Origin of the sequence: Sphingomonas sp. ABOLG (assembly GCF_003950435.1) — a bacterium.
Lineage (GTDB): Bacteria > Pseudomonadota > Alphaproteobacteria > Sphingomonadales > Sphingomonadaceae > Sphingomonas > Sphingomonas panaciterrae.
The window spans coordinates 248,639-262,961 of record NZ_QQWW01000001.1 but is presented as its reverse complement, the minus strand read 5'-3'; the positions used below and the strand labels follow the sequence as shown (position 1 = coordinate 262,961).

Here is a 14,323-nt window from a genome sequence, read left to right as displayed (position 1 = left end):
GAAGCCGTGCGGGCCGTGGCGCCCAAAGCGTCGCCAGGCAGAGCAAGACGCGATCTATCAGGGCTGGGGCGAGTATGACGAGTGGGGCCAATTCTGGCTGAACGCCCCTGCTCGCGTGGAATGGATCCGGGAGGCAGACGTCAGGCTGAGCGCCTAGGCACGTCTCTCATCAGGTAAAGAATAACGCGGCCTTCGATCACGACCGGCTCTGCGCCCAACTCGATTTCGCGGTTCTGCGGATTGGATGAGCAAGGCACTAAGCGAGCCGGGCCTTCCTGATATTCCTTGAAGGTGGTCTCGCCATCTTCCGTCCGAACGACATAGCGGAAGCCGGGCCAGAGCCTTTTGTCATCTGGATCCACGACGATAGTCGACCCGTCGCTCACGAGCAGATCCATCGAGTCTCCGGTGACGGTGAGGGCGTAGGCTCGCGGTGGAACGTCTGGATCGCTGACAATTACTCGCCGCCCGCCCTGCTGCTCCTGCGGCTGGAAGCGGCCCGCTGGAACGCGACCAAGCAGCGGGATCGAGCGTATCGGCAGGTGGTCGGCAGGCTGCGGCTCGGGCGCCAGTTCGCGCTTGATCGCGTCCATCTCCGAGACCTTGAAATTGCGCTGGCCGCTCAGTGACTTCGACAGATAGTTCTCGTTTAAGCCGATCGCGTCCGCGAGATCCCGCTGCGTCATACCGCGGCGGTCCAGTTCGGCCTTGATCTCGTCTGGGGTCATAAAGCCGTTCAACCCCTCGCGTGCGATTATCGCAATTTCGATTATCGCAAACTTGCGCTTGCGATTAGTCTGCGAATATCGCAAACACGACGTATGAAGAGCTACGCCGACAGGGTCATCGACGCGATGGGGGGAACCTCCGCAGTCGCGCAGATGAGCAAAACCCCCACCTCGACTGTGCACAGCTGGCGCAAAAACGGGATCCCGGACGCCCGCTTGGATCACCTCAAGCTGGTGGCTGACCGCGAAGGGCTCAGCATCGACTGGAGCACCGGTGAGCGTCTGCATGAGAAGGCTGATGCAGCATGAGCGGCCGGAAAATCCACCGGTCTGATCGGACTATTTCGGGTAGTTTTCTGCTCGAAACGATCGGCGACAGCCTGCGCGATATCAAAGGCGAAGATGGCCTGATCGATGCGGACCTGGGCCGCGTCCTGGGCAAGCATTCCGACAGCGTCGCAACCTATCGCGCCGGAGCCGGCGACATGGGCGCCGTATCGTTCCTGTTCGGCTGCAAGGAATGGGACGGCCGGTTCGCCAATCCTGTCCTGCGGCAGCTGGGGCTGCGCCTAGTCCGCATCCCGCAGATGATGGCGACCCAGCAGGATCTGTTGGGTCTGCTCGCACGCAAGGCGCGGGAGGCCAGCGACGTGACCACCGCAATCGTCGGCGGACTGGCAGACGGCAAGTTCTCCGCGGCTGATGCACGCGCCGCGCTGAGCGAAGCGCACGAGCTGCTCGACGTGCTGCTCGCGATGATCGCCGAACTTGAAGCCATCGAAGCTGGAGAGACACGATGAACCTATTGCGTCTGCCCGCTCGGGTGCCGAACGAGGGCGCGCGCCGGTTGGCGTGGTGGCTTTGTGAACAGCCGCGCGATGCCATGAAGCGGCTGGCCAGCACCCTGCGTATCGAGCCCACCACGATCGAACGGTGGATCTCTGGCGATATCGAGCCGGGCGCGGAGGTTTCGTACGCGGTCTCGCTATTCACCCAGCATGCGGTGGTCACGTCGGATTGGCGGTCGCCCCCTGAGAGCGGATGGTTCGATCGCCCTGCCCCCCGCACCTATCGGAAGGCTGCATGATGCGGCCGGCCAACATCATCACGGATCACGCGCAGCCTGCCTCCCCCCCGCCGGGTGGCGCGTGCCGGGGAGGAGGGGCGAAAGCCCCCCGCACTTCCTCCTCCCCGGAGAGCTGGGCCGTCGACGTGCCCGCGTTCGATCGCTGGGTCGCCGGTGCGCGGCCGGGCGAGCGCATGCTGTACGCCCGCGGCGAGCAGATCCCGCGGCATGCGCCGGCCTGGTCGCATGCGCGCGAGCTGGCCGACGACAAGGTGATCACGCTGACCAGTGGGCGCGATCCGGAGAACAGGCGCGTATTCTGCTACTATGCGGTTCGCGTCGCGGCGCCGATCGCGCAGCCGATCCCGGCACCTGCAGTCGAGATCAATGAAGACGATCCGACGGAGCTGGTGCTGCGGGCGATCCGGCGTGCCGCGAACCTCGGGCTCGCCTGCCCGACCAACACGTCGTTGGCGACCAGCTGCGGGCTGAAGGATGCCGCGGCTGCCAGCTATCGGATCCGCTGCCTGGTGCAATCCGGACAGCTGCGGATCGAGGATCAGGGGCCGGGCAAGCCGCGCATCGCGACGATCGTCGGCACTGGCAAGCAAACTTGCCGAGCCGCTTGAAGCAAGCGCCCGCCTTGACCGCTCGCACCCTGCGCAGCGCCTTCGCGAGCTACCGCGCGAACATCGAGATCGCGCGCGATCCCGACGAGCGCCCGGGGGTTCGGGATGTTGCCTGGTCACGGGCGGCAAAGGCTCGGACGCGACTGGAGCGGGCGATCACCGCGCTCGAGGCAGGTGCAGCATCATGATGCACTCCTCTGCTCACCCCTGCCGATCGGGCTGCGGGCGCCTGCGTCCGCGTGTCTCGATGGACTTCTGCCGCACCTGCTTCGACCGCATCCCGCGCGATATCCGCCAGCGGATGCGGGACGCGCGGGACGCGAAGGCTCCGCACCTGTCTGCCCGCGCCGTGTCGGACGCGATGACCTGGCTGCGTGAGCATCCCGTTACCCCAGCCGGCCGGGGAGCTGTCGAATGAGCGACATCGTCGATTACGCGGCCGAGATTACCGACGAACACATCGCGCTGGGCATCGCTCTCGCGCGCGTGCCAATCGCGGCGGGTCAGCCCGGCGAGTGCGAGGACTGCGGCGAATACATGCCCCGCATCGTCAACGGACAATGCGGCTTCTGCCGCGATGGGCGCACGCCGCCTCCGGGATGGGAGCCCCCGGTTGCCCGGCCCCTCACGCAAGAGGAACCGTCAATGGCCAATGGAAGGTCTGTGATGCTGCCGGGCTCGGCAACGGCCGCGATCGGCTTGCTGGAGCGGCATGCGCGCGACAACGACATATCGCTCGGCCTCGCGGCCGCGCAGCTGATCGAGCGCGGGGCACCTGCCGAGCCGGCGCCGCGGGAGGTTGTCACACTCGATCTGTTCGCCATCGGCGCCGACGTGCTGCTCGCCCACCTTGGCGAGCGGATCGACCAGTCGGGCGAGCTAGACGCGCTGAAGCGCGAGAACGCTGCGCTCGGCGCCGAGCTGGAAGCGGCGAAGGCGAAGTTGGCGCAGGTGAGCGCGGCTCTGTCGGCCTGATCGGCCGGCAGCGGGGGAAGGTTTCATCGTGTCAGTATCCAAGCTGCCGTCGCCGATGGGGCAGGCGGCAATCCAATATGCGCGCCGGGGCTGGGCCGTCTTTCCGTGTCGGGAGCGGGAAACGACGGCGTTCGTGCGCGGCGAAGAGCGCACCTTCCACGCCAAAGCGCCGTACACAGGCAAGGGGCTGAAGGACGCCACCACGCATGAGCCGACTATCCTCGCCTGGTGGCGGGAGCATCCGGACGCCCTGATTGGCTTGCCGCTGGGCGAGAATGGCTTCTTCGTGCTCGACTTCGATCCGGAGATCGATCCCGACACTGGCGAGGCCTACACGCTCGATCGCCTGAAGGCGGATCTTGAAGAGCAGATGGGCTGTGCGCTGCCGCGATCGGTGACGGCGCTGACGCAATCCGACGGCGTCCATGTGTGGCTCAAACAGCCGAAGGACGGCAAGCCGATCAGGAACCGCGGCAACCTGCCCCGTCACGTCGACGTGCGTGGCCAAGGCGGATATGTGATCGCGCCCCCGTCGGTAATGGTCGAGACCGGCGCCCGATATCGCTGGCTCGATCGCGGTGACTGGCGGGACGATGACGCCTTCGCCGAAGCGCCGCCCGCCCTGATCGAGATCCTGCGCGCGCCAAAGCAGCGGCCGGCGAGCAGCGCGCCCCCTCGGTCGGCCGCGCTGTCGCGGTCGCAATCGCCCGCTCGCACTGCCGGTGGCGCCGACGCAGACGTGCGGAAATACGCGCTGTCCGCGCTCGACGGCGAGTGCCGCTCGATCCGGGAGGCTGGATCCGGACAGCGCAACGCCGCGCTCAATGAAGCCGCGTTCAAGGTGGCCACTCTCGTTGCGGCCGGCGCGCTCGATGCCGGCGTTGCGCGGGCGAGCGTGGAAGCCGCAGCGCGGGACAATCCCGGCCGCGATGATGCAGGGCAGCTCGCCGCCACAATCGACAGCGGATGGACAGCCGGGCTCAGCAGCCCTCGCGATCTCGGAGAGATCGCGGCTGCATCGCGCTCCCGCAGGGAGCGCTCTGACCGCCCGCGCCCGCCCGCCCGCGCCGCTGCCGCGCGCGAGGAAAAGTCCGCATCCTTCCGGTCTGGAAGGATGGACGGCCTGCAAGTGCTGTCGGAAGGGGAGCGGGAGCGCCTGCGCAAGGTTGCTGCCGGCTGGCTCGCGCGGCGGGTGGAGCATGTCGAAGCCGAACGGGATGCGATCCTGCGGCTTGCCTATGGCGTCGGCCGTCGGCTGGCGGCCGGGCTGCTCGACGAACCGGCCGCGCTGGACCAGCTGGCAGCGGTTTGGGGCGACGTGGCCGATGTGAGCCGCGACGATATCGTCAGCGCGATCGATGACGGGTTCGCGCGGGGGTTCGATCTGGACCTGCTGCTCGTCACCATGCGTTGCCTCGCCCATCCGCTGACCGACTTCGGGATCGCCGAGCGGTTCCGCGATCGCTTCGGCAAGGATTTCCGGTTCACGACCGCCAAGGGCTGGCTCGGCTGGGACGGCCGGCGCTGGAAGGTGCTGGATCAGGACGAAAAGACGCCGCCTGCTGAGGTGGTCGCCGCGGTGTTCGAGACCGTGCGTGCCATTCAGGACGAAGCCCGTTTCGTCGCTGACACCGGCGTCAAATGGACGCTCGTCGGCGAAGGCAAGGATGCCCGGCTCGATCTGGAGGACGAAGGCAACCCGCACGGCCTCGATCGCTGGATCGCGAAGGGCAAGGGGTTCGAGCTGCTGTCGACGAAGATCGCGGTGTTCGGCCGGCAATCGGAAACGACCGGGAAGCCCGTTGCCGTGGCGATGCTGGCTCGGCGCTGGCTAACGGTGCCGATCGAGGCCTTCGACCACGACAAATATGCGGTCAACGTGCTGAACGGCACGCTGCGCTTCCGCACAGTGGATCTGCCCGATGGCGGCCGGCGCGGCGTCGTCGAGCTGTCACCGCACGATCGCAGCGACATGCAGACCAAGCTGTCGCCGGTCGAATACGATCCCGCCGCTACGGCCCCGCGATATGATGCCATGATCGAATGGGCGCAGCCCGACGCGACGATGCGCCGCTATCTGCATCAAGTGGGCGGTTATGCGCTCACCGGCGATGCTGGCGAGCAGAAGCTGTGGTTCTGGTACGGCCGCGGCCGCAACGGCAAGGGCGTGACGATGGAGAGCTGGGCGCACGTCGCCGGCGACTACAGCGGCACGATTCCGATCGGCTCATTCCTCGATCAAGGTATCAAGAAACGTGGCGACCAGGCATCGCCGGATCTCGCGAAGCTTGCCGGCGTCCGCATGCTGCGATCGTCCGAGCCGGGCCGCAACGAGAAACTGGATAGCGGCCTGATCAAGCTGGTGACGGGCGGTGAGCCAATCCCGGTTCGCATGCTTCATCGCGGGTTCTTCGACCTCGATCCGATCTTCAAACTGATCATCCAGGGCAACACGAAGTTCGACATCCCCGACACCGACGACGGGATCTGGGGACGCATGAAGCTGATCCCCTGGCTGCGGAACATCGAGAAGCCCGAGCCGGGCGTCGCAAACTGGCCAGAAAAGGATCCGAACCTCGCCTCCAAGATCAAGACGCAGGAGGCGTCGGGCGTGCTCAACCGGCTGGTTGCCGGCTTGCTCGACTATATGTCGAACGGGCTGGTGGAGCCGAAGAGCGTCACCGAGGCCACCAGCGCCTATCGTGACGCCAGCGACCCGCTCGCCCGCTTCCTGCGCCTGTGCGTCGTCAGCGATCCGGATTCCCGCGTCCAATCGTCGAAGCTGCACGAGGTGTTCGTCGCGTGGAGCAAGGCAGCCGGCGAGCGCGACTGGTCGAACAAGGGCTTCTCGAACGCGATGGTCGAGAAGGGATATCAGAAGAAGGCGTCCGACGGGATGCAGTGGCTCGGCATCCGCCTGGTGCGTGAGGTGGGCGACTTCGTCGACGACAACGGCAAGCCGCGCACGCTCGACGGCGAGTTTGCCGATCCTCCGGACAACGCGCCGCCCTTTGGCGAGGACGAACTGCCGCCCTGACGCTGGCCTGCGTGACTGACCCTTCCGGTTTGGAAGGGTGCCGGAAGGATACCGGAAGGGAAAATGCGAGGATTTCCGCGGGTTCGGAAGGTTCGGAAGGGTTGTCGTGATGTTTCTTCGCATCTGTGTGCGCGCATGCGCAGGCGCACGATAGATCACATAGACATATCCTTCCGATCCTTCCGAACCTTCCATAGTTGAGAATAAAGGGCGTTTCTCCAATGAGTTATGAAGGTCATCGCTGCGGAAGGATGGCAATGGAAGGTTCCAGCGCCGGAAGGATGCCTGTTCGCCCCCGTTGGTTGGCTCTGGCGGTCGCTGCGGGTCTCACCGAGTATGAGGCGGTGCAAGAGCGGCTGGTCGAAGCCTGGGGCTTTCTGCGCCGGATGCCGGACCGTGAGGCCGGCTGGCTGCGGTTCCAGCAGGCCAACAGGATCTACCAGCGGGGCCAGCTGAGCCGGCAGGAGCTGTGGGCGCAGTACAAGGTCGACAGCGACGACTACGATCGTGACCAGCGTCCCTCCTTGCCCGGCCTGCGCTCGCATGAGGTTGACCGCATGTGGGAGGCGCTCGGCTGGATCGACGCGGTGGTCGAACCGCGCGACCGGAAGCTGCTCGGCGTCGTGCTGGGCCAGCTGAGCCGCGACAACGCCCGCCCGGCGTGGGTCTCAGCGGCGAAGGCCATCGGCTGGGGTGGGCATCCAGACACCCTCGCCAAGCGCTACGGGCGCGCTGTGACGGCCATCTGCGTGCACATCGGCAGGGCTGAAACCCGCAGAAATGCGCACCTAGAGGCCGTCAAGCCCTAGAGAGCGGACGGCATGCAAATAAACAATTCGGGCTCTAGGCCTCTTTGGCCATATTTCACGTCATGCTCGGGCAACGCGTCGTGCTGCGGCCGGGCAGCTCTCCCTTTCCGAACCTCGCGACGGGCGTCTCACCATCGGTGCGGCGCCCGTCGGCGTTTTGGTGATGATGCATGACGAAGTTCCGTGCCTTGGCGCCGCGCTTCCGATCGCTGCCGCCTCGGTTCGGGAGCGCGCTGCCCGTGACACGGCAGGATCGGGATCGGGACCGCGACCAGCGCGAGTGGCGCAAGTGGTACAAGACGGCGCGCTGGCAACGGCTGCGCATGTCGGTGTTGGTGCGCGACCTGTTCACCTGCCAGTGGCCGGGCTGCGGCAGGATCGAGGCGGACACGTCGAAGCTGGTCGCTGACCATCGCCGCCCGCATCGCGGCGACGAAGCAATGTTCTGGGATCCGGACAACCTGCAGTGCCTCTGCAAGCCCTGCCACGACAGCAGGAAGCAGCGCGCGGAGAACCGCGGGCACCGCTGACCCGGGGGGTGGGTCAAAGTCGACAGGGGCGCGGCCCCCTAGACCGCATACCGTCTCACGTGGAGATTTTTTTGTGGCTGAGTGGGATTTTGACCTGTTGGGCGATCCCATCCCGGCGGGTCTGGGGAAGCGTGGGCGCCCGCCGCACCTGCCGACCGACGAAAACCGGCGCAAAATCATAGCTTTAATGGCGTTCGATAAGAACGAAGCCCAGATCGCGGCCGCATTGAGCATCAGCGTACCGACGCTGAAGAAGCATTATTTTCGTGAGCTGGCTGCCAAGCTGGAAGCCCGCCAGCGGGTCGAGGGCAAGCTGCTCGGCGCGCTCATGAAGGAGGTCGACGCCGGTAACGTCTCGGCGATCGACAAGGTGTTCAAACGGCTCGATCGCCACGACCTGGCGCGGGGCATCCAGCCGCCTACGGCAACGAAGCCTGCCAAGGCTAAGCCGCTCGGCAAGAAGGCGCAGGCCGAGATCGACGCGCACGACAATTCGGGTGAGGGCCGTTGGGGCTCACTGCTCAACTAGGCTGGCAGTTCGCCTGCCCTGATTGGGTTGAGCGGCTGCGGGAGGGGCGTTCGCTCCTTCCGGATCTGCCGCTCGACGAGGATGAGGCCGAGCGCGCGGTCGGGATCTTCAACGAGCTGCGCCTGCCGGACGTGCCTGGGCAGCCCCGGCTTGAGGATGCTGGCGGCGAGTGGGGCCGCGACATCGTGCGAGCGCTATTCGGCTCGCTCTCCGCTGCGGGCATCCGCCAGGTGCCGGGCATCTTCGCCATGGTGCCGAAGAAGAACGCCAAGACGACGAATGGCGCCGCCATCATGATGACCGCCATGCTGATCAACAAACGGCCTCGGGCCGAGTATCAGCTGATCGGCCCCACGCAGGAGATTGCCGACACCGCCTTCCAGCAGGCGGTGGGCATGATCGAGGCCGACGCGTTCCTGAAGCGTCGGTTCCACGTGGCCGAGCACACGAAGACGATCACCGACCGCGTCAACAAGGCGCGGCTGAAGGTGAAGACGTTCGACATGAAGGTCGCGACCGGATCCAAGCCGGTCGGTGTTCTGATCGACGAGCTGCACCTGATGGGGAACATCTCCTATGCCGCCCGAGTGATCGGGCAGCTGACCGGCGGCATGATCGCCAATCCGGAATCGTTCCTGATCATCATCACCACGCAGTCGGACGAAGCGCCGGCCGGTGTGTTCAAGTCTGAACTGGATTACGCCCGCGCCGTTCGCGACGGCCGGATCGAAGAGCCGCGCATGCTGCCGATGCTCTACGAGTTCCCGGAAGGGATGCAGACCGCAGACGACAAGCCGTGGCGCGATCCGAAACTGTGGCACATGGTGCTGCCGAACCTTGGCCGATCCATCACGATCGACCGACTGGTCGCCGAGTATCGCACCGCGCGTGACAAGGGTGAGGAGGAAGAGCGGCGCTGGGCGTCGCAGCACCTCAACATCCAGATCGGGCTCGCGCTGCACACCGACCGCTGGCGCGGCGTCGACTATTGGGCGAAAGCGACCGACTTCACGCTGCTCGGCCTCGACGAGCTGATCGAGCGGTCCGAAGTGATCACGGGCGGTTTCGACGGCGGTGGACTGGACGATCTTGCGGGCTTGGCTCTCATCGGACGGGAGACCGGCACGCGCCGCTGGCTCGGCTGGTGTCGAGCGTGGGCGCAAGATGACGTGTTCCGCACCAGGCTGGAGATCGCGCCACGCCTGAACGACTTCGTGGAAGCAGGCGATCTGATCAAATGCGGCGACGCGACCGAGGATATGATCGGTGTCGCCGATGTGCTCGAACGGGTTCTGGAAGCGGGGCTGTTCCCCGAAACGCACGCGGTTGGCTTCGACCCCGCGGGCGTGTCGGCAATCATGGACGAGCTGCTGACCCGCGGCTTCGCTGAGGAACAGATCACCTTCGTCACGCAGGGCTTCCGCCTCTCCCCGGCCACGTGGGGGCTGGAGCGCAAGCTGAAAGACGGCACGTTCGTTCACGCCCCGCAGGCCTTGATGGACTGGTGCGTCAGCAACGCGAAGGCCGAGCAGCGCGGCAACGCGGTGCTGATTACGAAGCAAGCAGCCGGCAAGGCCAAGATCGACCCGCTGATCGCGTTGTTCAACGCGTTCATGCTTATGAGCCGTAGCCCCGAAGCATCGGGCGGTCCCTCGGTTTACGAGGACCGCGGCATCCTCGAAATCGAAGTGGATTATCTCTGATGGGACGTCTGGCCAACGCCCTCAGGGCGTTCACCTCGCCGCCAAAGCAGTCGCTGGTCGCGTCGCCGGAGATCGGCGCCGGCCCGCATTACGGACAGTCCAGCAGCGTCGGTGCCAATGACGGCTGGTTCCTGAAGGTGCTTGGCGGTGGGCCAACCAAGGCTGGCACCTTCGTGTCGGAAGGCAACGCCCTCTATTCGCCCGTTGTGTTCGCTTGCGTGAACCGGATCGCCAACCCGATCGCCAACTTTCCGGTGTCGATCGTCGAGCCGGACGGCCGAGGCGGGTTCACGCGCGTCAACGAGCATCCCATGTCGCAGCGCCTCGGGCTGCGACCTAACGATTTCATGTCGTCGCGCACGTTGCGCAAGACGACGCAGGGGCACGCGCTCCTTTGGGGCAACGGTTATCAGGAAATCGAGCGAAACGGCCGCGGCGAAGCGGTAGGGCTCTGGCCGCTCCTGCCGGACAGGACGCGGCCGCACCGCGTGGGCGACCACCTGGTGTTCCGCACCAACATCGATGGCACGACGTACCAGCTCGACCAGCAGAACGTCGCGCACATCATGGACCTCAGCCACGATGGCTATGTCGGGCTGTCGCAGGTGGCGCTGGCACGCGAAGCGATGGGCATGGTCAAGGCGCTTGAGACGTTTGGCGGCAAGTTCTTCGCCAACGACATGAAGTCGGGCGGCTTCCTGATGCACCCTGGCAAGCTCAGCCCGCGTGCTCGCGGCAACGTGAACGGGCCGAACGGGGAGCAGAAAGCCGCGGCGGAAAATCCTGCGTCGGTGGTCGAGAAGCAGGGCGGGTTGGAAAACGCGCACCGTGTGAAGGTGCTCGAAGAGGGAATGAAGTTCGTCCAGACGACGATCCCACCTGAAGATGGCCAGTTCCTCGCCACGCGCGAGTTCCAGATCGCCGAGATCGCGCGCATGTACGACGTGCCCCTCGTGCTGCTGCAGAGCCACGAGAAGTCGACCAGCTGGGGATCCGGGATCGAGCAGCTGATGCTCGGCTTCATCATGCAAACGGTCGCGCCTTGGGTACAGGCGACCGAGCAGGAGCTGTCGTGGAAGCTGTTCACCGAGGCCGAGCGCGCGCGCGGCCTGCGGGTCAAGTTCAACATGAACGCGCTGCTGCGCGGCGACATGGAAGCTCGCTCTGCCTTCTACAAGACGATGTTCGAGCTGGGCATGACCATGAACCAGATCCTCGCACTGGAGGACATGAACGGCATCGGGCCGGACGGCGACATCAACTTCGTGTCGAACAACGTCCAGACACTTGAACGTGCGAAGGTCGGCCAGCCGATCCCGATCTCGCGCATTCGGGCGGGCGAACGAGAGGACAGCGAATGAAGTATCCCTACCTGCTCGCAGCCTTTGCGTCCGAGTTCTGGGCGATGGAAGAGACCAAGCTGCTCGCCATCGTCGATTTCCTCGCCATGCAGGCGGAAGGCCACAAGTTCACGGCACAGGAGATCGAGGCGCGGATTTCACCAGCGACCGCCTCTGCCGTGGCCCGCAAAGACGGCGCCGTCGCTGTCGTGCCGCTTCGTGGCATCATCTCGCCGCGCGCCAGCGTGGTCGAGAACAGCTCGACGGGCGGCGGGGCGACCGCGGAAGGCTTCGCCTCGACGATCGACCGCATGGCCGATGATGACGCCGTGAAGGCCATCATTGTCGATGCTGATACGCCTGGCGGTAACGTGCTGGGCGTCGACGAAGCCTCCGCTGCAGTCGCTGCGGCGAAAGAGCGCAAGCCCGTGATCGTTCAGGTGACCGGAAACCTTGCCAGCGCCGGCTATTGGATTGGCTGCTCGGCCAGTGAGATCGTTATGTCGCCCAGCTCGGCCGCGGGAGCGATCGGTGTTCGCACCGCATATGACGACGTGACTGAGGCGCTCGCCAAGTCGGGTGTGTCGCGCGAGATCATCGCGGCCGGCAAGTTCAAGGGCGAGGGACTGCTCGGCCCCCTCTCCGACGACACCCGTACCTACATGCAGGGACGAATTGACGAATATTACGGCATGTTCGTCGACCGCGTCGCTGCCGGCCGCGATGTAGCGACCTCCGCAGTGCGGGATGGCTTCGGCCAGGGCCGCATGCTCGGCGCCAAGGCGGCCGTGCGTGAGAAGATGGCGGATCGCATCGCCACCATGAAGGAAACGCTTGCGCGCTTTGGCGCTGGTGGCCCCGCCCCGCGGCGCTTCGCGCCGGAACGGGAAAAGCGGGCGCTCGCGCTCATCTGAAATCCTGCCCTTCGGAAAGGGATCGCCCCCGTTCGCTGTCGGAGCGAGCGGTTCCGGGCGCGTGTCCGACAACCTCAACAACATGGCCTGCGGGCCGGGAGATCCTCAATGCGGAAGACCATGCTTCTCGCGGCCGCGTCCATGGTCGCGGCCATCGGCCCCATGTCGGCGAACGAGCGTCGTCACGGGCGCTATATGCGCGACGGTGACGGGCACAGCGCCCCCTTGACCGGCCTTGCTGCCCTGCGGGCGCAGCGCAACACCCTTGTCGCCACCATGCGCGGCATGATCAACGCGGCCGAGACGGAGAACCGCGACTTCACGGCCGAGGAAACGGCCGCCTATGACGAGCACCAGGCGGTGCTCGCATCTCTGACGACGCGCATCGACCGCCTTGTCGGCATCGAGACGGCAGAGGCGGCTGGTGCCGCGGTCACTCAGGCCGTTTCGCGTCGGCAGGGCATCACTCCCCCGCCCGGCCCGCATGGTCGCCGCGAGTTCGAGAGCCTTGGCGAGTTCATGGCAGCTGTCCGGTTCAACCCGAACGACCAGCGCCTCAACTTCGTCGAAGGCGTCGGCTCGCAGGGCGAGGATGGCACCGAGATCGGCGCCGAGCTGCGCATGGATGATCACCAGACGGGCGGCGGGTTCCTGGTGCCCACGCAATTCCGTCAGGAGATCATGCGGGTGCAGGAGCAGGATGCGCTGGTGCGTCCGCGCGCCAATGTCATCCCGGCCGGCTCGCCGCCCGATGCGGCGCTCACGATCCCCGCACTCGATCAATCCGGTGCCGGTCCGAACAACATCTTCGGCGGTGTGCAGGTCCAGTGGATCGAGGAAGGCGGCGACAAGCCGGAAACGGACGTAAACCTGCGCTCGATCACGCTGGAGCCGAAGGAAGTCGCCGGCACGATCGTCGTCACTGACAAGATGCTGCGCAATTGGCAGGCCGCCAGTTCCTTCCTCGAAAACCTTCTGCGGGGTGCAGTGACGCAGGCTGAGGATTATGCGTTCCTCCGCGGCGATGGTGTAGGCAAGCCGCTCGGCGCCATCAACTCGCCGGCGATGTTCCTGGTCAATCGCCGCACTGCCGGTCAGGTCACCTATCTGGATCTACTCGACATGGTGTCGCACCTGCTGATGCGTGGTGGCACGGCACCGGTGTGGTCCATGCCGCAGGGTGCTCTGGTTCAGATCGCCACGCTTCAGGATCCGGAAGGCCGCTACATCTGGAAGCCGGACGCGCGCGATGGCTTCGCCGGCACGCTGCTGGGCTATCCGGTTCGCTGGAACAACCGCGCGCCGGTACTCGGCACCAAGGGCGACATCACCCTTGTCGACTGGTCGCAGTATCTGATCAAGGATGGCTCCGGCCCGTTCGTGGCGGCGTCGGAACACGTGCTGTTCCGGCAGAACAAGACGGTGATCAAGATCTTCTGGAACGTCGACGGCAAGCCCTGGCTGACCGCGCCGATCCGGGAGGAGAACGGCTGGCAGGTGTCGCCGTTCGTCGGCCTGACCGTTCCCGCCTGACCAACGCGCCCCGGCAGCAGCCGGGGCGCCCCTCAAATCGATAGGTGATCGATGCGATATCTCGTGATCTCGCCGTGCGTCGACGCGCGCACTGGCAAAGAGTTTGCAGCCGGCGACGAGTTCCTGCCCGAACCCGATACGGCACAGGCCGAACGCCTCATCAAGGCCGGTTGCCTCGACTTCATTCCGGATGGCGCGCCGCTTCTTCCCGGCACCGATCACGCGGACGCGGTGGTTGTGGATCTTCGCGACCAGCTTGCCCGCGCCAACGACACGATCATCGGCTTGAATGAGCGTGTCGGTCAGCTGACCGCCGCGAACGATGATCTCGCGGAGGCGGGCAAGAACATCGCGGCCAAGCTGGAAGCTGCGCGCAACGAACTGATCGCCGCGACCGGTGATCTAAACACTCTTCGGGCCGAGCGCGATCAGCTGGAGCAGCAGGTCAAGGATCTGACCGACAGCCTCAAGGGCGAAGATGGTCCGGCCGAGCCTGCAGCGGCTAAGCCGGCTAAGCAGCGCTCCTAATC

16 protein-coding genes are annotated in these 14,323 nt (G+C 65.7%); 15 read left to right on the top strand and 1 reads right to left on the bottom strand.

Going from position 1 to position 14,323, the window contains the following annotated elements:
• Positions 1-140: 140 nt before the first annotated feature.
• Positions 141-728, bottom strand: coding sequence for a LexA family transcriptional regulator (locus CA236_RS01340; RefSeq protein WP_125944237.1), 588 nt, complete (start codon positions 726-728; stop codon positions 141-143).
• Positions 729-821: 93 nt separating this feature from the next.
• On the opposite strand from CA236_RS01340, the gene CA236_RS01335 reads away from it, so the two are divergent.
• The 15 genes from CA236_RS01335 (at position 822) to CA236_RS01270 (ending at position 14,321) form a co-directional block, all read left to right on the top strand.
• Positions 822-1,037, top strand: a complete 216-nt coding sequence (locus CA236_RS01335) for a Rha family transcriptional regulator (RefSeq protein ID WP_125944236.1) — start codon at positions 822-824, stop codon at positions 1,035-1,037.
• Positions 1,034-1,528, top strand: a complete 495-nt coding sequence (locus CA236_RS01330; protein WP_125944235.1) for a hypothetical protein — start codon at positions 1,034-1,036, stop codon at positions 1,526-1,528. The genes CA236_RS01335 and CA236_RS01330 overlap by 4 nt, the downstream gene beginning before the upstream one ends.
• Positions 1,525-1,815 carry a hypothetical protein gene (locus CA236_RS01325; protein WP_125944234.1) on the top strand — a complete coding sequence of 97 codons (291 nt, stop codon included), beginning with the start codon at positions 1,525-1,527 and terminating at the stop codon, positions 1,813-1,815. Before CA236_RS01330 ends, CA236_RS01325 begins: the two co-directional genes overlap by 4 nt.
• 125 nt (positions 1,816-1,940) lie before the next feature.
• Positions 1,941-2,423, top strand: coding sequence for a hypothetical protein (locus CA236_RS01320; RefSeq protein ID WP_125944233.1), 483 nt, complete (start codon positions 1,941-1,943; stop codon positions 2,421-2,423).
• Between the two features lie 14 nt (positions 2,424-2,437).
• Complete coding sequence (locus tag CA236_RS18625) at positions 2,438-2,611, top strand: hypothetical protein (protein WP_164518814.1); 174 nt, start codon at positions 2,438-2,440, stop codon at positions 2,609-2,611.
• 226 nt (positions 2,612-2,837) lie between these two features.
• Entirely contained in the window at positions 2,838-3,398 is a 561-nt protein-coding gene (locus tag CA236_RS01315; RefSeq protein ID WP_125944232.1) for a hypothetical protein, read from the top strand.
• Positions 3,399-3,426: 28 nt separating this feature from the next.
• On the top strand, positions 3,427-6,435 hold the full coding sequence (locus CA236_RS01310; RefSeq protein ID WP_125944231.1) for a phage/plasmid primase, P4 family: 3,009 nt from the start codon (positions 3,427-3,429) through the stop codon (positions 6,433-6,435).
• Between the two features lie 257 nt (positions 6,436-6,692).
• On the top strand, positions 6,693-7,244 hold the full coding sequence (locus CA236_RS01305; protein WP_164518813.1) for a hypothetical protein: 552 nt from the start codon (positions 6,693-6,695) through the stop codon (positions 7,242-7,244).
• Between the two features lie 170 nt (positions 7,245-7,414).
• Complete coding sequence (locus CA236_RS01300; RefSeq protein WP_125944229.1) at positions 7,415-7,774, top strand: HNH endonuclease signature motif containing protein; 360 nt, start codon at positions 7,415-7,417, stop codon at positions 7,772-7,774.
• A gap of 73 nt (positions 7,775-7,847) precedes the next feature.
• Positions 7,848-8,303 carry a hypothetical protein gene (locus tag CA236_RS01295; RefSeq protein WP_125944228.1) on the top strand — a complete coding sequence of 152 codons (456 nt, stop codon included), beginning with the start codon at positions 7,848-7,850 and terminating at the stop codon, positions 8,301-8,303.
• Positions 8,282-10,006, top strand: coding sequence for a terminase large subunit (locus CA236_RS01290; RefSeq protein ID WP_125944227.1), 1,725 nt, complete (start codon positions 8,282-8,284; stop codon positions 10,004-10,006). Before CA236_RS01295 ends, CA236_RS01290 begins: the two co-directional genes overlap by 22 nt.
• Complete coding sequence (locus CA236_RS01285) at positions 10,006-11,367, top strand: phage portal protein (RefSeq protein ID WP_125944226.1); 1,362 nt, start codon at positions 10,006-10,008, stop codon at positions 11,365-11,367. Before CA236_RS01290 ends, CA236_RS01285 begins: the two co-directional genes overlap by 1 nt.
• On the top strand, positions 11,364-12,260 hold the full coding sequence (locus tag CA236_RS01280; protein WP_125944225.1) for a S49 family peptidase: 897 nt from the start codon (positions 11,364-11,366) through the stop codon (positions 12,258-12,260). The genes CA236_RS01285 and CA236_RS01280 overlap by 4 nt, the downstream gene beginning before the upstream one ends.
• A gap of 108 nt (positions 12,261-12,368) precedes the next feature.
• Complete coding sequence (locus CA236_RS01275) at positions 12,369-13,793, top strand: phage major capsid protein (protein ID WP_206430481.1); 1,425 nt, start codon at positions 12,369-12,371, stop codon at positions 13,791-13,793.
• A 51-nt stretch (positions 13,794-13,844) separates the two neighbouring features.
• The gene (locus tag CA236_RS01270) at positions 13,845-14,321 is read left to right on the top strand and encodes a hypothetical protein (RefSeq protein WP_125944224.1); all 477 of its coding nucleotides are present in this window, start codon (positions 13,845-13,847) and stop codon (positions 14,319-14,321) included.
• The last annotated feature ends 2 nt before the right edge of the window (positions 14,322-14,323 follow it).